We start from the raw sequence: 21,946 nt of genomic DNA, 5'->3' as shown, positions 1-21,946 counted from the left end.
ACAAGTCGAGCAGGGACGAAAGTCGGGCTTAGTGATCCGGTGGTACCGAGTGGAAGGGCCATCGCTCAACGGATAAAAGCTACCCTGGGGATAACAGGCTAATCTCTCCCAAGAGTCCATATCGACGGGGAGGTTTGGCACCTCGATGTCGGCTCATCACATCCTGGGGCTGAAGTAGGTCCCAAGGGTTGGGCTGTTCGCCCATTAAAGTGGTACGTGAGCTGGGTTCAGAACGTCGTGAGACAGTTCGGTCCCTATCCATCGCGGGCGTAAGAGACTTGAAGGGAACTGCTCCTAGTACGAGAGGACCGGAGTGGACGAACCAATGGTGTACCAGTTATTCCGCCAGGAGTACAGCTGGGTAGCTACGTTCGGAAAGGATAAACGCTGAAAGCATCTAAGCGTGAAACCAGCCTTAAGATGAGGTCTGTCATTCGAAAGAAGTAAGGCCCCTTGTAGACGACAAGGTAGATAGGCCAGATGTGGAAGTGGAGCAATCCATGCAGCTGACTGGTACTAATAGGCCGAGGACTTGACTTAAATTTCGTTCGCACAAGTGCAAACATCAATAAACCTAATGCGCAACTGCTTATCTTCTGTGAAGTTTTTAGGGAACATACTCTCACGAGATGTTCACCTATTAATAGGGGCGTAGCCAAGTCGGTAAGGCAACGGACTTTGACTCCGTCATGCGTTGGTTCGAGTCCAGCCGCCCCTGCCATTTGACCCACTAGCTCAGTCGGTAGAGCACCTGACTTTTAATCAGGGTGTCCCGCGTTCGAGTCGCGGGTGGGTCACCATTCATGGCCCGTTGGTCAAGCGGTTAAGACACCGCCCTTTCACGGCGGTATCAAGGGTTCGATTCCCTTACGGGTCACCATCTAATTTGGGCGATTAGCTCAGCCGGGAGAGCGCCTGCCTTACAAGCAGGATGTCGGCAGTTCGATCCTGTCATCGCCCACCATAAGCAGATAAGCAGCGAACCAAGTTATTAGGAGCGTTAGCGACGCTAGAACTTGAGTGAGTCGCTTAGTTCTGAGCGAAAGCGAAGAACATCATCTAATACGCGGCCCTGTGGTGTAGCGGTCTAACATGCCGCCCTGTCACGGCGGAGATCGACGGTTCAAATCCGTTCAGGGTCGCCATTTTGCCTCGGTAGCTCAGTCGGTAGAGCAGAGGACTGAAAATCCTCGTGTCGGCAGTTCGATTCTGCCCTGAGGCACCATTTAAGCGGAAGTAGCTCAGCGGTAGAGCATCGCCTTGCCAAGGCGAGGGTCGCGAGTTCGAATCTCGTTTTCCGCTCCAATTCCTGTTCCATACGTAGAGGAAGTTCCGCGCTACGCTTGGGAACTAAGCAACTCACACATGTTCTTGCTTCGCCTGCGGCTTGCAAAAACAGGGTTCGCTGCTTATGGCGACATAGCCAAGTGGTAAGGCAGAGGTCTGCAAAACCTCTATTCCCCAGTTCAAATCTGGGTGTCGCCTCCAATTTCTTAATCATTGTTTGCAATATTGCAAATTCAAGCTAACTTGGTTTAGATGGTTTTATGGAAATTCATCAAACCAAGGGTTATTTATGCCGGGGTGGCGGAACTGGCAGACGCAACGGACTTAAAATCCGTCGGAAAGAAATTTCCGTACCGGTTCGATTCCGGTCCTCGGCACCAATTCTATGTAAATCGTCTTATGAGACTTCGCATTTTTGCGGAGTCTTTTTTTGTTTTTGATTTTGCCTGGAAAATAACGACATATAGGAGAATAAGTGCTACAATGACCATAGAGTTGTTTCTCCAATGACTAACCCGCTCTGCGCCTCCAATCTTTTATAAGAGGAGCTATACCCACCAGGTGTAAGCGAGTGACAAGTTTTTGGCAAACCAGTCTATATCTTATTTGCCAGACTATAGGGATGGTAGGTGAGTGTATGGTTATAGATAATATCATGTGGTGGTTTGGTTTAATCGTGCTTGGCTTTGGGATTGGGATTATAACCGGCTTGTTTGGTATCGGTGGCGGATTTTTGCTGACACCTGTGCTACGGATTATTTTTGATCTATCCTATCCGGTTGCCATCGGCAGCAGTTTGCTGCAAATAACGGCGACGTCAATGCTTTCGGTTTATAACCATTGGCGGCAGCAAAATCTTGATTTGAAACTAGGCTCGGTTACAATAGTAGGCAGCTTAGCCGGGACTGAGTGTGGTGTTCGCTTACTGCACGTTATCAGCATGAGAGGAACCATTGAGTTTGCCGGATATTCGATGGAGTTTATGGATCTGTTAATTAATACCTGTTTTTTTCTACTGATGGCTTGTGTTGCCGGTTTTATGCTCAGGGAGGTTTACCAAAGTAATAAAAGCGGAATTGATGAACCGGATACCGGTTGTTGCAAGCTGCTTCATCAATGCTCACTTCCGCCGTTTATGTGCTTTGAACAAGCAGCGATACCACGTCTAAGTTTTTGGGTACCTACCGGCTTAAGTTTTGTTGTTGGCTGTCTAACAGGACTGTTGGGTATCGGCGGCGGTTTTGTCAGTCTGCCGCTGATGATTTATCTTTTGGGAGTGCCTACCCGCATTGCTGTAGGGACAAGTACGTTACAGGTATTGTTAGCGAGCGCCTATGGAATGTTTCGGCACCTCCAGGCTGGTCATGTCAATGTATTGTTGGTAATTTTTATGTTTTTTGGCTCAATAGCCGGGGTGAATGCCGGAGTTAGACTTGCTAAACGGGTTAATGTGCGCGATACAAGGAAATATTTTGCCGGAGTATTAATAGGTGGTCTGTTATTAATTGTCTACGATGTAGTCAGGAAGCTTAATGGCTGATTTTAGATTCAGCTTGTTTACTTTATTTACAAAAATAGAAAATAATTGCCTGTCATTATATAATAGGGGTAACGAAGATAAAGGGGGATACAGGCGATGACAAAGCTAGAAAAGGGTATGATGGTTCTAGAAGCGGTTAAAGCTCCAACAGGCTCCCTGGCAAAAATTATTTATGAGGGCCAAGGGCAAGGAACTCAATACGGAACAACTCTGTTTCATGTATTTCTGGATGGCATGTCCTATGGTACTTTTGCTATGCGTGGCAATATTACTACCCTCGAGGAAGCACAGACTAAGTTGAGTTCACCCAGGCAGGCCGATGAGCAGGAAAGTTTAGCTGAATATGCTGTTTATTATCAGTGGATGAATATGGATGTTAATGAGTTTTATGATTCAGGATCATAAAATAAATATAAAAGACTTCGCAGAATTTTTGTGAAGTCTTTTATAATGGTAATTAGGACCCGTTGAAATCATTACTACCGACTATATCGAAATCAACGCTGCCTGTATGCAGATCTTTGATGGCACCAATGATGTGCAGCCCCTTTTTAGTAAGGGCTCTTTGCAGTATTGGGCTGGATGTTTTCAATTTCCACACCCCAAATTCAACATTTGCTTTAATCGTGTTTGTCAATAGTTCGCCAGATTGTGTACTGGCTTTTTGCACGGCAGGCTGGATAGCTTGTTTGATGGTTTCAATATGGTTTAGGCAAAGACTATTGTTTATTGCAGCTTTAACTGCTCCGCAGTCTCCGTGTCCTAAAACTACTACCAGCCGGACGTTGAGATGTTCTACGGCGTACTCAATACTGCCTAATACAACATCGGCTACTACCTGACCTGCGGTTCGCACCACAAACAAATCGCCGAGCCCTTGGTCAAAAATTATTTCCGGGGGAATACGGGAATCAGAGCAACCGAGGATGACAGCAAAAGGGTCCTGATAGGTTACCAGTTGAGAGCGGCGCTGCAAGCCCACATCGGTTTTGGCATAACGCTCTGTAACATATCTCCTGTTCCCGTGGAGGAGCTTTTCCAGAGCATGAAATGCATCCATAAACATCTTCTCCTCTCTCTTTGTGACATTTAACCCGCGCAGAGACTTCAGCTTCTGCAAGTAGGATTTTAGGAGGTTTCCGGAATACGTAAAATAACGCTATCAGTATTTTTAGCAGTGAAGCAAAATACTGATAGCGGACTGGATCTTGTTGTTTAGACAATGGCATATATGGAGTTGGCCCTTAGCCTGACTAGAGTTCCACTTTCTTTGCGTATTCAATAAAACTCTGCACCAAAGCTCGTAACTCTTTAATAATTCTCTGTTTTACTGACAGGCTGGAGCGATTGGTGGCCGCATGAGCAGGATCGACACCGGACAATGGGGTATTGGCAGGAGAATTCGGCATAGTAGGCTTGTCTTTTAACATAAATCTTATCCTCCTACGGCTTTTATTTACAAAAAACATATGGTAAATACTGTATTTTGATTATATAATAAGTAATGGTAGGTTATCAGTCAATCAAACAATAAGAAAGATTAATAAGTAAAGTAAAGTAAATGCAGGGTGATTTGTTATGAACTCACTGGCACTTGTACTTGAAAGTCTTAAATATGAAATTAATATAGGCACTTTAAGTGAGCTGGAAAGCGAAGGACAGCCGCTTTCCTATCTCAAGCTTCCGACCAAGCGGCTGGCACAGGATATTGCCAAACTAACGGCCGCTATGATCCAGTCGTTGCAGGATGACACATTTGCGCCGCTTAAGGTTCATGTCACTTGGATAAGCAAAATTAGGCTGGAGCAAGGTTTTCGCTTGCCGGAGCTAATGGCTTTCCTTGAGCACTATGAAAAAACGGTTAAAGACACCATGTCATTATGTTTAAAGAACGATTTACCCAGACTCAATATATTCCGGCGTGAGTTTGACTCTTTGCTGGACAGGGTTAGGGTGTACTTAACCGAATACTTTTTTGTTCTTTATGAAGATACTGTTTTTAGGCAATTTGAGCAACTTAGGACGATTAACGAAATTACTGCCTGTATGACATCCTCGATGCATCTTAATGATGTACTGGATTTCATTGTCTCCAGTGCCATGCGTTTATTTAAAGCCGATTGCGGCAGTATTCTCCTGACAGGAAAAGGAAGCAAATGGAACGCACCTATTGCTACCGCCTGGTATCAGCCTAATTCACCAATTCTTATTTCTGAAACTGTATTGGACACGGACACCCCGAAAGTTATAGAAATAAAACCAGGTGAAGCGTTGTCGGAACGCCTGATTACTGTGCTGCAAAATGAGCAGCTTTGCAGCGTAAAAGCCGTCAGGCTGTATTTTCAGGATTCTTTAATCGGCATAGTGGTAATCGGCTTTCGCACAGATCATAAATTTACTCCGATTGAGCATACTTTGTTTGCGACTTTTGCCAATCATGCCTCTATTGCTGTGTACAATGCCCGGTTGTATGGCGATGCTGACACAAAACTAAAGCAGCAAGTCCATGAAGTAACTGTGCTCTTAGAGCAAAAACGTGCCATTATGCAGTGTATGCGGGAAGGCGTTATTGCAATAAATACTGACGGCTACATCAATATCGTAAATAATGAAGCCGAACGGCTGCTAAACATAAACACCGATCTTATTGGCAAACACATTATAGATGTTCTGCCTAATTCAAGGCTGCCGACTGTGATTAAAACCATGCAGGCAGAGTATGATCAGGAGCAGGAGGTTGGGGATAAGGTTATCATCACCAACAGGATTCCGATAATTGTCGCAGGTGAAGTAATAGGGGCTTTGGCTACCTTTCGTGATAAAGAAGAAGTTAAGGTGTTGGCGGAAGAAATCATCGGACTGAAAAGCCTGCTTGATTCGATGCGAGCCCAATCTCATGAGTTTGCCAATAAATTGCATGCAATCTCCGGGCTTGTCCAAATGAAACAATATGAGAAAGTGTCAGAGCTTATTACTTTAATGTATAAAAACCAGCAAGAGTTTGTTAGCTTTATTGTCAAACGTATTAAGGATCAGGCTACTGCCGGTTTAATTATCGGAAAAATCAGTCAATCGACCGAACAGGGGATTTCCCTGCGCCTGCATGCACGCAGTAAGCTTGAAGCTTTGCCGCCAACCTTCAGCAGTCTGGCTATGGTAACTGTATTAGGCAATCTGATTAGTAATGCCATTGATGCGGTGGATGGAGTGCCGAGTGAACGTAAAGTAATTGATGTATATGTTTACCAGGGAAAGCGGCATTTAAACATAAAAGTGAGTGATCGTGGCTGCGGCATTCCTGAACTGTATAAAAGAAAGATATATCAGCGGGGCTTTTCGACTAAACGGGGAAGCCGTGGTGTCGGTTTATACCTTGTCAAGAAGGAAGTAGCTATGAGTGGAGGCAAAATAGCTATTCAATCTCAAGAAAACCAGGGGAGCATCTTCAGTGTGAAAATACCAATTCGAGAAAGATGAACCTTGAAGTTAAAGGGAGGCAGAATGATGGCCATTGATGTTGTTATTTTGGAAGACGACCCAATGGTACTGGAACTTCACCGACAGTATATCAATCAAATAAAGGGATTTAAGTTAGTAGGCCAGGCCTGTGACGGGAAAACCGGGTTTGACCTTATTGCCCGGGTAAAACCGCAAATAGTCATTCTTGATGTCTACATGCCCGGTTTGAATGGGCTGGATTTACTGCGGCGGGTTAGAGCAACCGGTATCAATACCGATGTTATTCTGGTAACAGCTGCCCATAACTCAGAAACCATTCAGCAAGGGATACAGTATGGTGCTATTGATTATATCATCAAGCCCTTTACTTTCCAGCGTTTTAAAAAAGCGTTAAAAAACTATCAGGAATATATTCGCAAAATAAATAATATCCAGAACATGTCGCAAAGAGATGTTGATATCTTAAAGGGCAATACGTCTAAAGAAAGAGGTGTAAACGATTTAGAAGATGTAAAAGAGAATATTCCCAAAGGGTTGGACAAAGCTACGTTAGATTTAGTTTTAGCAATTATTGAAAAGCAGACCGGATATTTCAGTGTTGCCGATATTTCCAAACTTGCCGGCATTTCCAGAGTCACGGTACGGCGTTATTTAAATTATCTGTGTGAAAGTCGATGTTTGAAGGGGATTTTATCTTATGGGCCTGTAGGCAGGCCGCTGCATAAGTACATGAAAGATGATGCATTTTCTGTTAACGATTAACTGAACCCATACCAGAATTTATATAAAAGAGTCAGTGCAGCAACAGGTAAAAGCTTGCTGCACTGACTCTTTTATATATTTAACAGAAGGCGCCGACACAGGGTCCGGCGCGGATGCCCATCACACAACGCTGAGCCGCTTGTATGATGAATTTTAGTTACAAAAGTATCATTATTTACCATATAGTGGTAAAAAGACAAACAGGTCATTATAATAAGAACTGTAAGAAGCTTCCACTGACAACTATCTAGAGGAGGATAAGCAGACATGGCCATTACCCTATCCTTTAGAGTAGCAGATGCTATGCCGGAAGATGTTGGTCAGGGATATGTCCGTATCGACAATGACGAAATGGATAAACTTGAAGTTATTATTGGTGACATAGTAGAAATTCAGGGCAGAAAAACAACGGTAGCAAAAGTAGTTCCCTGTTTCACCCAGTTTCGGAATAAAAACCTGGCACAGCTGGAATCCATCATTCGTGAAAATGCCGGAGTCGGCATTGATGAGCGGGTTACCCTGAAAAAGGCAGTGCGGCAACCGGCCCAAACCGTAGTCTTAAGTCCGCTTGATGTCAGCGTAGATTTTAGCGATGCTCAGGACATTCAGCATTTGGAGCGCATGTTAAACGGGTTGCCGGTGCTTATCGGCGACAAAGTGAAAGTGCGTTTGGCGGGGGCACAAAATCAGTTTTTTACCGTTCTCGGAACAAATCCCCAAGGCCCGGTAATCATTAATACCGGTACAAAGCTTAAAGTTACCCGGGAGGATGCAACAGAAGACCGGAAGTTCCGGGCGTCATACGAAGATGTAGGCGGTTTGGACAAAGAACTGCAGCGTGTGCGGGAAATGATCGAACTGCCGCTTAAATACCCGGAAATCTTTCGCCACCTTGGTGTTGATGCTCCTAAAGGAGTGTTGCTTTACGGTCCGCCGGGCACGGGTAAGACACTGATGGCCCGGGCGGTAGCCAGCGAAACCAATGCCGCATTCCTGCATGTTAACGGCCCGGAAATTATTAATAAGTTTTACGGGGAAAGTGAAGCCCGCCTGCGGGAAATGTTTGAAACAGCACAACGCCGGGCACCGGCCATCATTTTTATCGATGAGATTGATGCCATTGCTCCCAAACGTACCGATGTGATCGGCGATGTTGAAAAGCGGGTGGTAGCTCAGCTCCTGGCGCTAATGGATGGTTTAAAAAACCGGGGCCAGGTCATCGTAATCGGAGCCACTAATGTTCCCGACATGGTAGATCCGGCGCTCAGGCGGCCAGGACGCTTTGATCGTGAACTGTCAATCAATCCGCCAGATAGGCCTGGAAGATTACGAATATTGAAAATTCATACACGGGATATGACAACCGATTCAAATATTGACCTGGAAAAACTTGCTCAGATAACGCATGGTTTTGTCGGCGCCGATTTAGCTATTTTGTGTAAAGAAGCCGGGATGAATGCCGTAAGGCGCCTGTTGCCGCAAATCGACTTTATGTCCGGTATATCTGAAGAGGACTTGGCTGGTTTAAAGATTAGCATGGATGATTTCTATAACGCATTTCGGGAAGTTGAGCCAACGGCCACCAGAGAATTTTTTTCCGACCGGCCTAATACCAAGTGGGAACAGGTCGGTGGTTTGGAAGATATCAAAGATAAATTACGGTCACTGGTGGAGCTGCCTATGCAAAATCCGGAATTGTTCAAAGAAGCGCGGTATGCCATGGCAAGAGGCATATTGCTTACCGGCAAACCGGGAACAGGCAAGACGCTCTTAGTCAGAGCGCTGGCCGGCTCAAGTGAGGCACATTTCATCGCGGTGGATGCCGCTACCCTTAATTCACGGTGGTTCGGGGAAGCGGAAAAGGGACTCAGGCTGATCTTTAAACGGGCAAAGCAAATTGCTCCCTGCTTACTTTTCTTTGATGAAATTGATGCCTTAGCACCTGTGCGGGCCGTTTCGGACAGAAGCGGTGCCGACCGCTTGGTAAGCCAATTATTATTGGAAATGGACAGTCTGATGGATAATGCCAATGTTATCGTGATAGCGGCTACCAACCGGCCTGATATGGTAGATCCCGCGCTTATGCGGCCAGGCAGATTTGATTTTATTTTGGAACTGCCGCTGCCGGAAAAACAGGAGCGCTGTGATATATTCAAAATTCATGCAAGCAAGCTGCCCTTAGCCGGCGATGTTGATATAGCCGTTTTAGCGGCAGCGACCGAGGGAGCCACAGGCTCCGATATTGAGGCTGTTTGCAAACACGCTTCGATGCTGGCTTTAAAAAGAGCAGTTAGTAGCATGCAGAACCAAGCCAAGCTATCTGGCAATTACCTGGTAACAAGTCAGGATTTTGGCAATGGTCTGCGACAAATAATTAAATAATGGCATGGATTGCTTATGGGGGTGATGATCAAAGAACGGTATCCCGGTCCTGACGGTCACCTATTAAGTTCAAAGAGTAAAAGGGGGAGAGACAATGACACTGGCAGTTGCTGTTGACGCCAAGATGCAGGAAGTTACTGTGTGGACGAGGGGTGTAACCTTGGCCAAGGAAGCCCGTGACACTGCTACTTTGCTTGCTAAAGCAGGTAGCCTGGAAGGTAAGTATCACCAGTTCTTTGACAATTATGTCGACCTGCCTGACCGGATTGGTGTTCCGGTTAAGAGTTATGCACGCCTTAGTCCTGAGCCTATTGAGACCTTTTATGAGTATGAGAATTACCGTCCCGATATTGTTGTGCTGGCCGAAGAAACTTTGGTTAAAGGCAACGATGTATTAAAAGGCTGTAAAGAGGGCTGTGTTGTTGTAATTAATACCAAACGCGACATTAACAATTTAATTAAATGGTTGTCGCCAAAAGAAAATGTCAGCAGGGTAAAAGCTGTTGCCGCCATTGACGCTGATGCTCTGGGCGCTGGCGTATTCCATACCTTCGATGGTACCGAAGGCTGTATTGATGATACCAAGATTGGCGCCGGCGTTGGTGCTGCTATGGCAGCTGCTGTTGCTAAAGCCAGCGGTATCGTTAAATTAGAAACCCTGCTTAAAATTGCTGAAAACAAAAAGGCGGTACAGCAAGGCTGGGACGCTGTTCAAGTAGTTGCCTTGTAAGACTGGTAAATTTTTAAGGAGGTGTAAACATGGCAAAAGTTTATAAACAAGTGCCCTTTGCGGCTATTGTTCCTTCCCCTCAGACAGAAAACGAGGGTATGATCACCGGTAACTGGCGGTTTCTCCGCCCGGTAGTTGATAAAGGTCAATGTACCGAATGCAAAACCTGTTATATTTACTGTCCTGATGCCTGTGTTAATTTTGCCGAAGACGACGGGGTTAGCTTTAATCTCAAGTATTGCAAGGGCTGCGGTATTTGCAGCAATGTTTGCCCGGTAGGGGCTATTAGCCGGGTGCCTGAACTTGATTTTGACGAATAAGGAGTGAATAAGATGCCGATTAAGAAAAGAGGTACAGGTTTAACTGCGGTTGCAGATGCTTGGCAGCTTGCTGATATTGATGTTTCAGCATCCTATCCTATCCGTCCGTATACAGCCGTTATGGCCGAATTGGCAAAACGGATTGCCGCCGGCACTATGCAGTGTGAAATGGTCCACGGCGAAGGTGAACACGCCCAGTTCAGTATTGCTCACGGCGCATCCATGGCCGGTGCCCGTGCTACTACCGGAAGCTCCGGTGTGGGTGTTACCTATGCTTTTGAAACCTATTCCCCCATTGCCGGCAGCCGCTGTCCGATTCAGGCGCTGGTCGGCGACCGCACCCTGGATCCTCCCGGTGACTTCGGTTCCGAGCATACAGACTGCTTAACCCTCCGGGATAACGGCTGGATTTATGGCTGGGCTGAGGACGCTCAGGAATCCTTAGACAATAGCTTAATGTATTTCCGGATTGGTGAAGATCCTGATGTTATGCTGCCGCAAATCGTAGCTATGGATGGCTACTTCGTAACTCACATTGCTCAGGATTATGAAATGCCTGATCAAGCGCAAGTGGATAAATTCCTGCCTAAATTTAATCCCAAATTCCGTCTTGATGTTAAGAATCCTGTAATTATGGGGCCGCAAATTGAGCCGGAAATGGGACCTCCCCTTGAATGGGACCGCCATATCGTCATGACCAAAGTAAAAGAGAAAATCGTGGAAGTAACCGAAGAATTCGCTAAAGTATTTGGCCGTACCTATGCTCCGTTTGTTGAAGAATATATGACAGACGATGCTGACATGGTATTTGTGCTGCAAGGTGCTCATGCTATAACCTGTCGCAGTGCCATCAAATATCTCCGTGAAGCCGGCTATAAAGTTGGTTTGTGCAGACTTCGCTGGTTCCGTCCGTTCCCGGATGAGGCTCTTGCGCAAATTCTTCCTAAATTCAAGGTGGCTGGTGTTGTTGATACCGGTACTTCCTATGGTGCACCTTGCGCCGGTGGCGTTCTCTCAACAGAAGTAAAAGCAGCTATGTCCGAAGTTCCGGGCAAACCGCTTATTCAAAGCTTTACCTCCGGTTTGGGCGGCGAGACCATTACCCATGAAGAATTCTTTGCTATGGCTGAAATGATGAAGCAGACGCTGGCAGCCGGCAAAATTATTCAGGGCGGTACTTGGGTTAACTTCAATGATTATCATGAAGGCGCTTCCCAGATTAATGCTGCTAAAACTGAAGCTGCCCCCAGTAAATAATAAGGAGGAGTAAACGATGGCAGTTGCTGAATTAGTAAAATCAATTGCACGTACTACTGACCTAGTGGACACGTATGTTCCTGGTCACCGTACATGTGCTGGTTGCGGTCCGGCTCTTGGTTATCGTCTGGTAGCCAAAGCTGCCGGAAAAAATACAATCTTCATTGGCCCAACTGGTTGTATGTATGTGGCAAACACCAGTTATGCCTGTGGTCCCTGGGCTGTGCCCTGGACTCATGCGCAAATCACTAACGGTGGCGCGGTTGCCTCCGGTATTGCCGAAGCTTTCCGGATGATGATTAAAAAGGGGAAGATTCAGGACGAATATCCTAACATCATCGTCATGGCCGGTGACGGCGGTTGTTCCGACATTGGTCTTCAGGCCATGTCTGCTATGTTCTATCGCGGGCATAAAGTTCTCTGCGTAATGTATGATAATGAGTCTTATGCCAACACTGGCATTCAGGTTTCGCCGTCCACTCCTTATGGTGCTACCACCATGTTCACTCCGGCTGGCCCGGCAATACCTGAAGCGAAAAAGCATCACATGAAAGACCCGATGCCGATATTCTGCGCCGGTGGCCATCCATACCTTAAGTATGGTGCAACGGCTTCCATTGCCCATCCGATTGACCTCATGAACAAGGTGCGCAAAGGTCTTGCTCAAGATGGTCCGGCGTTTATTCATTTGCATGTTCCCTGTCCTAAAGGCTGGAGCTTCCCGGCTGAGCGCACTATTGAAATTGCCAAATTGGCTATTGAGACTGGCATGTGGAACCTGTATGAAGTTGAAAATGGCGATTGGGCAAATAAGAAGTTTGGCGCTATGCCGAAGAAACTCCGGCCGGTTGACGAGTATCTCCAAACCCAAAAACGTTTCGCCCATCTGCAGCCTGAGCATGTGGCCGAAATTCAAAACTTCGTCAATAACCGCGCAAAAATGCTTGGCATGGAAGTTCCGCTTCCGCCTGCTAAGTAAGCTAGCTTAATAAATATATGATAGCAATGGCATGAACATGCTAGTCCCTGGTTCCTTCATGAACAAAAGGAACCAGGGACTTAGTAATGTATGTTGCCGTGGCTCACATAATTGGCGAAGGATTCTGGAAGGAGGCTCGGTTGTATGGATAAGGGGGTTGCCTTAACCTTTACGAACTGGATACTAGCTTTCCTACCGATTTTAGTCTTGCTTTCCACCATTTTACTATTTAACTGGGGTGCGCCAAAATCAGGAGCCGTCTCCTGGTTCACGGCAGTTGCCATTGGCCTCTTAGCCTTTGGCGGCGACCTGCGTCTGCTGGCTTTGGCCAATAGTAAAGGGATGGCGATGTCGCTGTATGTGCTCTTAATCATCTGGGGGGCGGTTTTTCTCTATAACTTTGTGGAGAAGAATGGTGCCATCAAAGTAATTGGCGACACTATGATCAAAGTAACGGAAGAAAAATTATTGCAATGTTTACTGATGTCATGGTGTTTTGCCAGCTTTATGCAGGGTATTGCCGGCTTTGGCGTACCGGTTGCAGTTGTTGCTCCCATTATGCTGGTTATGGGTTTTAAGCCGGCTGTTGCGGCTGCTACCTGTCTGGTCGGACACTCGTGGTCAATTAGCTTTGGCTCCATGGGTTCGTCCTATTATACCATCCAGCTGGCAACTAAGATTCCCGGGGAGGTTATCGGTCCCTGGATGGCCATTTTGTTTGCTGTGCCTATTTATGCCACAGGGCTTGCTGTTTGCCATATTTACGGCGGTTTCCCCGCTGTGAAAAGAGGCATGCCGGCGGTGCTGATAACAGGTACGGTAATGGCTTTCATGTGCTGGGTCATGAACAAGCTGGGGGCAGCCCAGCTGGCTACTTTAATTCCGGCACTGTTGGGTTGTGGAACGATGGCTATATTGGCAAAAACCATCTATCGTCACGAAGCTGACGGTACTCAGCAGGAGGACGCAGCACCGTATATGGGATTTAACCTGGCGTTCTCCCCCTATTATATTTTAATTGCCTTATGTATCATGACGCAGATTAAATCAATTGCGCAAATTTTCTCTTCCTTTACCTGGGGTCTCAACTATCCGGCAATGACGACCGCTGCCGGTTACGCTATAAAAGCCGAAAAAATGTATTCAAAAATTAACATTTTTTCTCATCCGGCACCGCTCTTGCTATTTGCCGCCTTTTGTGCCTTCCTGATTTTCAAGGCGGCAGGCAAGTGGAAACCGGGTGCCTTTGGCGGAGCTCTTCAGGCTACTATTTCCCAATGTGTTCCCACCAGTATTGGCATAACTACCATGGTTATGATGGCTTTAATCATGAACGATACCGGAATGACCAGCCTGCTGGCACAAGGGATAGCTAACTCGACAGGCGCTCTGTTCCCCATATTCTCGCCGTTTATCGGGGTGCTGGGAGCATTTCTTACCGGCAGCAACACCAACTCTAATGTTATGTTTGGCGCTTTGCAATATGAGACTGCCAAGGTGCTGGGGATCAGCTCGGTTATCACATGTGCCGTGCAGTCTGTCGGCGGTTCGGTAGGCTGCTCTATTGCTCCTTCAAAAGTACTGATCGGTTCAGCAACTGTTGGTCTGGACGGTCGCGAAAGCGAAGTAATGAACCGGACAATACCTTATTGCATACTCATTTCGCTGCTTGTGGGCATCAATGCCTGGATATTTGCCTACATGCTATTTAAAGATCTTCCCTAGGTCAATAAATTTGCGAAATACAAAGGAGGTATTGTAATGAGTACAACAAATCCTGCGCCGAATACCAACCCTAATATCGCCATTCCGCCGGTATCATGGCGGAAAAAATATCGTGCTCCGCTGATGAATGCAGCCTTCTGGGGCTTTTGGCTGGGCTTTTATCTATCCTACGAAGGCGGCATCAGCAGTAACAGCGCACTGGTTGGTTTGTCGTATGTGATATTCACTTTGGCCTGTCTGGTTCCCCTGGTCACCAAAAAGTAGATAGCAGGAAAATGCCGTTTTTTGCGGCATTTTCCCATTTTAAACCTATAAGGAGGAGCGTATATGCCAAACAGTCTGCCGGAAAAAGAAAGTTGTGAAAAAACAGCAGCACCCAGTGAGCATCTGGTTTCGTCCTGTGAAGCCTATTGGCATAAAATGAACTCGGCCGGAAGATGTGGGGTGCCAGTCCCCGCTGTGTCAGAGTGCTTTTGGGCGCTGGTTGGTTCATTTGCCGGTATCGGTATTGTTACCTACCTTGCTTTTATACAGGAAATTCCTGTTTTAGTAGCATCCTTAGGTGCATCAGCCTGTCTCATTTACGGTGCGCCGGCGGCTCCGTTTGCGCAGCCGCGCAATGCCATTGCCGGACATATACTTTCAGCCATTATCGGGGTTACTGTTTACCAGGTGGCAGGTTGTTACTGGTATACGGCAGCTCTTAGTGTCGGCATTGCGGTAGCGGCAATGGTAGGGACAAGGACCGTCCACCCGCCGGCCGGCGCTACGGCCTTAATTGCTGTAATTACCCGGCAGGATTGGCTATTTCCGCTAATGCCTGTAGGTGTAGGTATCGGTATTTTGGTAGTTGTCGGGCTACTGGTGAATAATTTGGCCGCCAAACGGCAGTATCCGAATTATTGGTGGTAGGTATGGAGCCGGTATTGTTCGGCTGCCGGTTGCTTACTCAGTACTATAAGCAGCTGCCATTACTGAGGCATATTATTAAATGGACATATTTTGGCGTTACCACAGGCGTGATTGCCGGCCTGGGGGTAACTTTATTTTTGCAGCTATTAGCCTGGGCTATTGCTGTTTGGACCCAAGTGCCCTATTACTATTTTTTTATTCCGCCGGTTTTATTTTTAAACAGTTTGCTGGTGCGGTGGCTGGCACCGGGAATTTCAGGCGGGAGCGATAAAATGGTTGAAGCCATTCACCAAAAGGCTGGTTATCTGCCCCTGGCCGAAGTGCCGGTAAAGATAATAGCCACCGTCATGACAATCACTGCCGGTGGCTCGGCAGGCAAAGAGGGTCCGGCGGCGCAGCTTGGCGCCACCCTTGCCTCGGCCTGGGGACGGTTTTTGCAAGCGGCAGACGCAGATTGCAAGCAAATTGTTATTTGTGGCATAAGCGCAGGTTTTGCCGTTGTTTTCGGTACGCCTGTTGCCGGTGCCATCTTTGCCGTAGAAGTATTATTTGTTGGTAAAATTCTTTATGATACACTCTATCCTGCCTGCATTGCCGGTGCGGCCGGTTATTATGTTGCTTATTTTACCGGGATATCTTATGTGTACCGGGATATTATAATAGAATCCAGCTGCTATCTGACCATGGGGGCAATCGTATTAGGGCTGCTTTGCGGGGCAGTCTCGGTATTCTTTATTAAGACAATTCAGCAGTGTGGCCGGTATTTTGACAGGCTGCAGCTGACTAAACCGGTAAAAGCGTTTATTGGCGGCGTGATGCTTACTTGTATTGCCCACTTTATCAGCCCGCTGTATCTGGGGCTAAGTACCGAATTGCTGGAAACCGGGGTGCGCGGCGACAGTATTCCGGCGGCGGCATTTTTTTGGAAAACCCTTGCCACGGCTGTTACCCTGGGCTGTGGCGGGACAGGCGGGATTATTATGCCGGTTATTGTGGTGGGAACCGCTGCAGGAAACTTATTTGGCCAGCTCATCGGCAGTGTGGACATCCAGGCCTATGCTGTAATCGGTATGGCGGCCTTGCTGGCAGGTGCCGTCAACACGCCGATAGCGGCAGTTATTATGGCCGCAGAATTATATGGGAGTGACGTTATTCCCTATGCCGCCATAAGCTGCCTGATTAGCTACATCATTTCCGGCCATCGCAGCATATATCCCAGTCAAATGATAGCTACCGGTAAATGTCCGGCCTTTTTAACAGATACCGGCAATACTGTCAGGGGTGCAGGCAAAACACAAGCCGGTGCCAGCAAAAATCCGCTGCAGGTATCCAGGGATTAACCTGTGCTGTGACTTGCCGGAGCGGCAGCCGGAGTTGGGCGGCTTTTGCCGGCAGCAGGAATTTGCCTGTTTCTATGGAAAGTGATAGCATAGTAATGTACAATAATACTTATAGCAAATGTGGTATTATTGGATTGGTTTACTGGAGGGATTTTGTGTACATTGCCGTTGTCGATGGGCAGGGAGGCGGAATTGGCCGGGTCATAATTAACCGGGTTCGCAGCGAATTTGGGAATGCTGTGGATATTCTGGCTATTGGGACCAATGCCCAGGCTACCGCTGTGATGCTGCGGGCCGGGGCCAATGAAGGCGCCACCGGCGAAAATGCGCTTATTTGCAATATTAATGAAGTGACTTTGATTTTAGGACCGCTCAGTATCATTCTGCCTAACTCCATGAAGGGTGAATTAACGCCTAAAATGGCCAAACGAGTGGTTGCCAGCAAGGCAAGAAAGATTCTTTTACCCATTCATCAAAACAATATTGATCTGGTGGGTATTCATTCAGAGCCGCTGCCACACATGGTTGAGGCTTTGGTTATGCAAATGAAGCAATACATAGACGATGGAGGGAGGGAATAGTCACATGTGCGAGGCTAATGCTTATCTTTTTAAGGGTGATAAAGAAGAGCTGCTGATGGAACGCGTCGACAAGGTTGTGCCGCAGAATGGTGAAGTGTATCTGGAAAGCATCTTCGGACAGAGAAAGACTCTTGCCGCTAGGATTAAAGAACTGAATCTGGTTGACCACCGTATCATTTTAGAGCCGATTCAGACCGAAACGGCCGACTAAAGTAAACAACACGGCATGCACTTTTGTTCTGGTGCATGCCGTGTTGCTCTATTGGCATTAAGCCGGTTTATATTTCGTAGTGTTATGCCTCTGATACCTTCAGGAGTTCTAAGAGTAAATCGCCTGTATCGATGGAGTCCTGGGGTTTCACATAGAGTTCATCAACTACGCCGTCAAAAGGAGCCTGGATGGTGGTTTCCATCTTCATGGCTTCAGTAACGATTAACGGTTCTCCCTTCTTAACGCGAGCACCTCTTTCGACCATAACTTTTACAACCTTGCCGGTCATGGAAGCGCCAAGATGGGCGGGATTGTCTTTTTCGGCTTTTGCCCTGGCAATAGTTACCGCTTTGATGCTCTTATCCTTAACAACAACCTCACGGGGCATGCCGTTGAGCTCGAACTGAACAATCCGTGTGCCGTCAGGACGCGGATCTTCGATTGAGATAAGTTTAATGACAAGCATTTTTCCTTCCTCAATATCCACTCTGATTTCTTCTCTGAGCTGTAAGCCATGGAAGAAGGTAGGAGTGTCTAGCACCGATACGTCACCATAAGAATTGACAAAGCTGTTCCAGGCGGAAAACACCTGGGGATACAGGGCATAGGCCAGTGCATCCTTCATTGTCACCGGACGCTGCATTGTGTTTGCCAGCGTCTCCTGGATCTGCGTAAAATTGGCGTCAGGCAGCAGTTCGCCGGGACGTTTGGTTAACGGTTCTTTCCCCTTGAGAACAATGCGCTGCAGCTTCTGCGGGAACCCCTGGTAAGGCTGGCCGATTTGGCCGGAGAAGAATTCCACGACAGAGTTGGGAAAGTCCAAGCTGCTGCCGGAAGCATAAATATCTTCTTCTGTAAGGTTGTTTTCCACCATAAACAAGGCCATGTCGCCGACGATTTTGGAGGAAGGGGTTACTTTGGTAATATCGCCAAACATGTCATTGACCTGGCGGTATACTTCCTTGACTTTGTCCCACTGGCTTTCCAGTCCCAGGGCTTTAGCCTGCTGCCTGAGGTTGCTGTATTGCCCGCCAGGCATTTCGTGGAGATATACCTCTGGATTAGGGAAAAAGAGGCTGCTTTCAAAATCCCGGTAATAGGCCCGGACATCTTCCCAGTAATGGGATAATCCATGTAAAGTGCGGATATCGGTCTTAGGCTGGCGGGGATGGCCCTGTAGGGCGTAATATAAGCTGTTGCCGCTGGGCTGCGAAGACATGCCGGACAAAGAAGAGATGGCTGTGTCAACAATATCCACACCGGCATCAATGGCCCGGGCGTAAGCATAAATGCCATTGCCGCTGGTGTCATGCATATGCAGGTGAATAGGGAGCTCGACAGCTTCCTTGAGGGCACAAACCAATTGATAGGCGGCTTCCGGCTTAAGCAGGCCTGCCATATCCTTGATGGCCAGAATATGAGCACCGGCCTGTTCGACCTCTTTGGCCAGCTTAATATAATAGTTCAAGTCATACTTGCTGCGGGCGGGGTCCAGTATATCGCCGGTATAGCACAAGGCAACCTCGGCAACCTTGCCGGACTTGCGTACCGCATCAATGGCAACCGTCATGCCTTCCAGCCAGTTTAAGCTGTCAAAAATGCGGAAAACATCGATGCCGGCTTCGGCGGCCTGGTCAACAAAGGCACGAATGACATTGTCCGGGTAATTGGTGTACCCAACCGCGTTAGAAGCGCGCAGCAGCATCTGGAACAAAACGTTCGGGGCCTGTGCCCGAAGCGCTTCAAGACGCTTCCAGGGATCTTCCTTTAAGAACCGGTAAGCAACATCGAAGGTAGCACCGCCCCACATCTCCAGGGAAAATAAGTTAGGCATCCCATGAGCCATAGGCCGAGTGGCATTGAGCATATCGTATGACCGCATCCGGGTAGCCAGCAGGGATTGGTGGGCGTCACGCAGGGTAGTGTCGGTCAGTAATACTTCCTTTTGTTCTTTAATCCAGGCTGCCAAACCCTCAGGGCCGCGGCTGTCAAGAATTTGCTTAGTGCCGCTCGGCAGTGGCGTCTGCGGTGCTTGCGGGAGGCGGAGCGGCGGAAAACCGGGTTTAGGCCGCTTAGTTACCCCTTCAGCGCCATTGACGGTAATCTCGGCCAGGTAGTTTAAGAGTTTTGTGCCTCTGTCCTGCGGCGGTGAGAATACAAATAATTCCGGCGAGGTGTCGATAAAGGAGGTATAATAATTGCCGCTTAAAAAATCCGGGTGCTCAACCACATTGTGCAGAAACGGGATATTGGATTTTATGCCGCGAATCCGGAATTCATTGAGGCAGCGTTTCATTTTGGCAATAGCGCTCTTGTGTGTCAGGCCCCAGGTAGAGAGTTTTACCAGCAGCGAGTCATAATAGGGCGTGATAACCGAGCCTGTATAGGCATTGCCGGCGTCCAGGCGTACGCCGAAACCGCCGCCGCTGCGGTAGGCCGTTATTTTTCCGGTGTCAGGCAGGAATTGATTAGCCGGGTCTTCGGTGGTAATCCGGCATTGGATGGCATGGCCATTGCACGTAATGCTGTTTTGATCTGCAATGCCGATACTTTCGTCGCGCAGACTTGTGCCGTCGGCAATGTGCAGCTGGGCTTGCACAATATCAATACCTGTAATCATTTCGGTGATAGTATGTTCTACCTGGATGCGCGGGTTTACTTCAATAAAATAAAACTGCTGGTCGGGGGTTACTAAAAATTCCACAGTGCCGGCATTGACATAACCGACCTTTTTCATGAGTTTTACGGCAGCGTTGCAGATTGCGTGGCGCAATTCCTGCGTGATGGAGATGCTGGGAGCGATTTCAATAACCTTTTGGTGGCGACGCTGGACAGAACAGTCTCTTTCATACAAATGAATAATATTGCCATGCTGGTCGCCCAGGATTTGAACTTCAATATGCTTAGGGTTTTCCAGGAGACGCTCAAGATAGATTTGGTCATCACCAAAAGAGGCCTTGGCTTCCGATTTGGTGAGCAGGTAGGCTTGTTCAACCTCGGCCGCTGTCCGCACGACCCGCATGCCGCGGCCGCCGCCGCCTAAGATGGCTTTGATGATCAGCGGATACCCGTAGCGTTCGCCAAACGCTTTGACCTCTTCCAGACAGCTCACAGGACCGTCGCTGCCGGGGATGACCGGTAATCCTGCCGCTACTGCCTGGGCGCGGGCGTTGATTTTGTCGCCAAACATAGCCAGATGCCGGATCTCCGGTCCGATAAACAGGATACCTTCTTCTTGGCAGCGTTTAGCAAAATTAATGTTTTCTGCTAAAAAGCCATAGCCGGGATGGATAGCGTCCACACCGCGATTTTTAGCGATGCGCAGGATATCTTCAATGTCCAGATAAGCATCGACAGGGCCTTTGGCTTCGCCGATTAGATAGGCCTCATCGGCTCTATAGCGATGCAAGGAAAAGATATCTTCTTTAGAATAAATGGCAATAGTGCGTATTGCCAATTCATTACAAGCACGCATGACCCGGATGGCAATTTCGCCACGATTGGCTACCAATACGGTTTGAATTTTTTTCATGTAAATTCCCTCCAAAACCAACGAAGTAGATGGATGTAAAGTTATAATTGCTAATTTATCACTGAATTACCGAAAATACAAGGCATACGCCGAAAATATACAGTATTATAATTTTGGGGGCAGACAATTGTTTGACAAATAAAAGTTTTACCTTCCTGTTTGGCAGGAGGCAGGTTTGCTGTGACGAATTTTTTTATCCTAACAGCAAGTATAACTTTCATAAAGACAGAATCACGGAGAAAGGAAGATAAATACTTATGCAAATTCGTAAACTGGCTTATACCGCTATTTTTATGGCTGTGGGTGTACTCACGTCCCATTTGGTATATATCCCGATCGGTATCGCCAAGTGTTTTCCCTTACAGCATGTTATCAATATATTGCTGGCCGTCCTTTTGGGAACACGTTACTCGGTTAGTGCCGCGTTTGGGATTTCGCTCTTACGCAATCTGTTAGGCACAGGTTCGCTGTTAGCCTTTCCGGGAAGCATGGTTGGCGCAGCGTTGTCCGGTTTTTTATATAAGCGAACCAATAGCATTTGGGGAGCTATTGCCGGGGAAATAATCGGAACAGGTATTTTCGGTGCGTTACTGGCTTATCCTGTTGCCAAATATTTTATCGGTTCGGCGGCCGGCGCGTTTTTCTTTGTCATTCCTTTTATGGTCAGCACAACCGGCGGCAGTATTATTGCTTATCTATTGTACAAAACGGTTATTCCCGCCGTGCTGACTGAGAAGCTGAAAGGCTGAGCCATTATGCCGGCATTCTGCCACGCCAGGACTAACGCTGACGGCAGTGGCGGGAAGCTTGCCGCACTACCAGTGGATAAGTTTGCTGCTAGTTTTTGGGAATATATTTTAACATTGCAGGAATTTTTTATTATTTACCGAATAGTGGAAATAAAGAAAAATATTAGTACCTCCAAATCT

Annotated in this window: 19 protein-coding genes, 9 tRNA genes and 1 rRNA gene; 26 read left to right on the top strand and 3 right to left on the bottom strand. The window is 47.4% G+C overall.

Translation table 11 applies throughout. From position 1 onward, the window contains the following. The 12 genes from GT1_RS03645 to GT1_RS03590 form a co-directional block, all read left to right on the top strand. Positions 1–540 (top strand): 23S ribosomal RNA (locus GT1_RS03645); the annotation flags it as partial. 105 nt (positions 541–645) lie between these two features. Continuing rightward, positions 646–721, top strand: a tRNA-Gln gene (locus GT1_RS03640). 3 nt (positions 722–724) lie between these two features. Beyond that, a tRNA-Lys gene (locus GT1_RS03635) sits at positions 725–800 on the top strand. A 5-nt stretch (positions 801–805) separates the two neighbouring features. Beyond that, positions 806–880: transfer RNA gene (locus tag GT1_RS03630), tRNA-Glu, on the top strand. 8 nt (positions 881–888) lie between these two features. Continuing rightward, positions 889–964, top strand: a tRNA-Val gene (locus tag GT1_RS03625). Positions 965–1,068: 104 nt separating this feature from the next. Continuing rightward, positions 1,069–1,145: transfer RNA gene (locus GT1_RS03620), tRNA-Asp, on the top strand. Positions 1,146–1,149: 4 nt separating this feature from the next. Beyond that, positions 1,150–1,225, top strand: a tRNA-Phe gene (locus GT1_RS03615). 5 nt (positions 1,226–1,230) lie between these two features. Next, positions 1,231–1,305, top strand: a tRNA-Gly gene (locus tag GT1_RS03610). Positions 1,306–1,413: 108 nt separating this feature from the next. Then, positions 1,414–1,488, top strand: a tRNA-Cys gene (locus GT1_RS03605). Between the two features lie 90 nt (positions 1,489–1,578). Next, positions 1,579–1,667, top strand: a tRNA-Leu gene (locus GT1_RS03600). Between the two features lie 257 nt (positions 1,668–1,924). Continuing rightward, a complete protein-coding gene (locus GT1_RS03595) occupies positions 1,925–2,827 on the top strand; it encodes a sulfite exporter TauE/SafE family protein (protein ID WP_188397445.1) in 903 nt (300 codons plus the stop codon). Between the two features lie 96 nt (positions 2,828–2,923). Continuing rightward, positions 2,924–3,232, top strand: a complete 309-nt coding sequence (locus GT1_RS03590) for a hypothetical protein (RefSeq protein ID WP_188397444.1) — start codon at positions 2,924–2,926, stop codon at positions 3,230–3,232. 52 nt (positions 3,233–3,284) lie between these two features. Here the strand turns inward: GT1_RS03590 and GT1_RS03585 are convergent, their stop codons facing one another. Together GT1_RS03585 and GT1_RS03580 are read right to left on the bottom strand one after the other, a co-directional pair. Continuing rightward, complete coding sequence (locus GT1_RS03585) at positions 3,285–3,887, bottom strand: carbonic anhydrase (RefSeq protein WP_188397442.1); 603 nt, start codon at positions 3,885–3,887, stop codon at positions 3,285–3,287. Positions 3,888–4,080: 193 nt separating this feature from the next. Then, positions 4,081–4,257 (bottom strand): hypothetical protein, encoded by a 177-nt coding sequence (locus GT1_RS03580; protein ID WP_188397440.1) that lies wholly within the window; start codon positions 4,255–4,257, stop codon positions 4,081–4,083. A 148-nt stretch (positions 4,258–4,405) separates the two neighbouring features. Here GT1_RS03580 and GT1_RS03575 point away from each other — a divergent pair, with 148 nt between their 5' ends. The 13 genes from GT1_RS03575 (at position 4,406) to GT1_RS03515 (ending at position 17,485) form a co-directional block, all read left to right on the top strand. After that, complete coding sequence (locus GT1_RS03575) at positions 4,406–6,304, top strand: ATP-binding protein (RefSeq protein WP_188397438.1); 1,899 nt, start codon at positions 4,406–4,408, stop codon at positions 6,302–6,304. Between the two features lie 24 nt (positions 6,305–6,328). Continuing rightward, positions 6,329–7,048, top strand: coding sequence for a response regulator (locus GT1_RS03570; RefSeq protein WP_188397436.1), 720 nt, complete (start codon positions 6,329–6,331; stop codon positions 7,046–7,048). 267 nt (positions 7,049–7,315) lie between these two features. Further along, positions 7,316–9,430 carry a CDC48 family AAA ATPase gene (locus tag GT1_RS03565; protein ID WP_188397434.1) on the top strand — a complete coding sequence of 705 codons (2,115 nt, stop codon included), beginning with the start codon at positions 7,316–7,318 and terminating at the stop codon, positions 9,428–9,430. A 94-nt stretch (positions 9,431–9,524) separates the two neighbouring features. Then, positions 9,525–10,160, top strand: a complete 636-nt coding sequence (locus GT1_RS03560; protein WP_188397432.1) for an oxalate oxidoreductase subunit delta — start codon at positions 9,525–9,527, stop codon at positions 10,158–10,160. 29 nt (positions 10,161–10,189) lie between these two features. After that, complete coding sequence (locus GT1_RS03555; RefSeq protein WP_188397430.1) at positions 10,190–10,480, top strand: 4Fe-4S binding protein; 291 nt, start codon at positions 10,190–10,192, stop codon at positions 10,478–10,480. A 12-nt stretch (positions 10,481–10,492) separates the two neighbouring features. Next, positions 10,493–11,737, top strand: a complete 1,245-nt coding sequence (locus GT1_RS03550; RefSeq protein ID WP_075754206.1) for an oxalate oxidoreductase subunit alpha — start codon at positions 10,493–10,495, stop codon at positions 11,735–11,737. Positions 11,738–11,753: 16 nt separating this feature from the next. Then, positions 11,754–12,716 (top strand): oxalate oxidoreductase subunit beta, encoded by a 963-nt coding sequence (locus GT1_RS03545; protein WP_075754208.1) that lies wholly within the window; start codon positions 11,754–11,756, stop codon positions 12,714–12,716. A 144-nt stretch (positions 12,717–12,860) separates the two neighbouring features. Continuing rightward, on the top strand, positions 12,861–14,441 hold the full coding sequence (locus GT1_RS03540; RefSeq protein ID WP_188397428.1) for an L-lactate permease: 1,581 nt from the start codon (positions 12,861–12,863) through the stop codon (positions 14,439–14,441). 36 nt (positions 14,442–14,477) lie between these two features. Next, entirely contained in the window at positions 14,478–14,705 is a 228-nt protein-coding gene (locus GT1_RS03535; RefSeq protein WP_188397426.1) for a hypothetical protein, read from the top strand. A gap of 63 nt (positions 14,706–14,768) precedes the next feature. Beyond that, positions 14,769–15,353 (top strand): HPP family protein, encoded by a 585-nt coding sequence (locus tag GT1_RS03530; RefSeq protein ID WP_188397424.1) that lies wholly within the window; start codon positions 14,769–14,771, stop codon positions 15,351–15,353. Positions 15,354–15,355: 2 nt separating this feature from the next. Continuing rightward, entirely contained in the window at positions 15,356–16,693 is a 1,338-nt protein-coding gene (locus GT1_RS03525; protein WP_188397421.1) for a chloride channel protein, read from the top strand. Between the two features lie 155 nt (positions 16,694–16,848). Further along, positions 16,849–17,274 carry a DUF3842 family protein gene (locus GT1_RS03520; RefSeq protein ID WP_188397418.1) on the top strand — a complete coding sequence of 142 codons (426 nt, stop codon included), beginning with the start codon at positions 16,849–16,851 and terminating at the stop codon, positions 17,272–17,274. 4 nt (positions 17,275–17,278) lie between these two features. Then, positions 17,279–17,485 carry a CooT family nickel-binding protein gene (locus GT1_RS03515; RefSeq protein ID WP_075754220.1) on the top strand — a complete coding sequence of 69 codons (207 nt, stop codon included), beginning with the start codon at positions 17,279–17,281 and terminating at the stop codon, positions 17,483–17,485. An 82-nt stretch (positions 17,486–17,567) separates the two neighbouring features. Here GT1_RS03515 and GT1_RS03510 read toward each other — a convergent pair whose 3' ends face one another. Next, a complete protein-coding gene (locus tag GT1_RS03510; RefSeq protein WP_188397416.1) occupies positions 17,568–21,017 on the bottom strand; it encodes a pyruvate carboxylase in 3,450 nt (1,149 codons plus the stop codon). Positions 21,018–21,274: 257 nt separating this feature from the next. Here GT1_RS03510 and thiW point away from each other — a divergent pair, with 257 nt between their 5' ends. Then, positions 21,275–21,766, top strand: coding sequence for an energy coupling factor transporter S component ThiW (gene thiW, locus GT1_RS03505; RefSeq protein WP_188397414.1), 492 nt, complete (start codon positions 21,275–21,277; stop codon positions 21,764–21,766). The last annotated feature ends 180 nt before the right edge of the window (positions 21,767–21,946 follow it).

The sequence above is a fragment of the Sporomusa sp. GT1 genome, assembly GCF_014634905.1.
Classification (GTDB): Bacteria; Bacillota; Negativicutes; order Sporomusales; family Sporomusaceae; genus Sporomusa; species Sporomusa sphaeroides.
This window is presented reverse-complemented; position numbering and strand designations above follow the sequence as displayed.

Coding starts and splice junctions, on each gene's coding strand:
- GT1_RS03565 (WP_188397434.1), top strand. CDS start 7,316: ATGGCCATTACCCTATCCTTTAGAGTAGCAGATGCTATGCCGGAAGAT.
- GT1_RS03580 (WP_188397440.1), bottom strand. CDS start 4,257: ATGTTAAAAGACAAGCCTACTATGCCGAATTCTCCTGCCAATACCCCA.
- GT1_RS03510 (WP_188397416.1), bottom strand. CDS start 21,017: ATGAAAAAAATTCAAACCGTATTGGTAGCCAATCGTGGCGAAATTGCC.
- thiW (WP_188397414.1), top strand. CDS start 21,275: ATGCAAATTCGTAAACTGGCTTATACCGCTATTTTTATGGCTGTGGGT.
- GT1_RS03595 (WP_188397445.1), top strand. CDS start 1,925: ATGGTTATAGATAATATCATGTGGTGGTTTGGTTTAATCGTGCTTGGC.
- GT1_RS03575 (WP_188397438.1), top strand. CDS start 4,406: ATGAACTCACTGGCACTTGTACTTGAAAGTCTTAAATATGAAATTAAT.
- GT1_RS03515 (WP_075754220.1), top strand. CDS start 17,279: ATGTGCGAGGCTAATGCTTATCTTTTTAAGGGTGATAAAGAAGAGCTG.
- GT1_RS03550 (WP_075754206.1), top strand. CDS start 10,493: ATGCCGATTAAGAAAAGAGGTACAGGTTTAACTGCGGTTGCAGATGCT.
- GT1_RS03545 (WP_075754208.1), top strand. CDS start 11,754: ATGGCAGTTGCTGAATTAGTAAAATCAATTGCACGTACTACTGACCTA.
- GT1_RS03570 (WP_188397436.1), top strand. CDS start 6,329: ATGATGGCCATTGATGTTGTTATTTTGGAAGACGACCCAATGGTACTG.
- GT1_RS03540 (WP_188397428.1), top strand. CDS start 12,861: ATGGATAAGGGGGTTGCCTTAACCTTTACGAACTGGATACTAGCTTTC.
- GT1_RS03585 (WP_188397442.1), bottom strand. CDS start 3,887: ATGGATGCATTTCATGCTCTGGAAAAGCTCCTCCACGGGAACAGGAGA.
- GT1_RS03530 (WP_188397424.1), top strand. CDS start 14,769: ATGCCAAACAGTCTGCCGGAAAAAGAAAGTTGTGAAAAAACAGCAGCA.
- GT1_RS03555 (WP_188397430.1), top strand. CDS start 10,190: ATGGCAAAAGTTTATAAACAAGTGCCCTTTGCGGCTATTGTTCCTTCC.
- GT1_RS03525 (WP_188397421.1), top strand. CDS start 15,356: ATGGAGCCGGTATTGTTCGGCTGCCGGTTGCTTACTCAGTACTATAAG.
- GT1_RS03590 (WP_188397444.1), top strand. CDS start 2,924: ATGACAAAGCTAGAAAAGGGTATGATGGTTCTAGAAGCGGTTAAAGCT.
- GT1_RS03560 (WP_188397432.1), top strand. CDS start 9,525: ATGACACTGGCAGTTGCTGTTGACGCCAAGATGCAGGAAGTTACTGTG.
- GT1_RS03535 (WP_188397426.1), top strand. CDS start 14,478: ATGAGTACAACAAATCCTGCGCCGAATACCAACCCTAATATCGCCATT.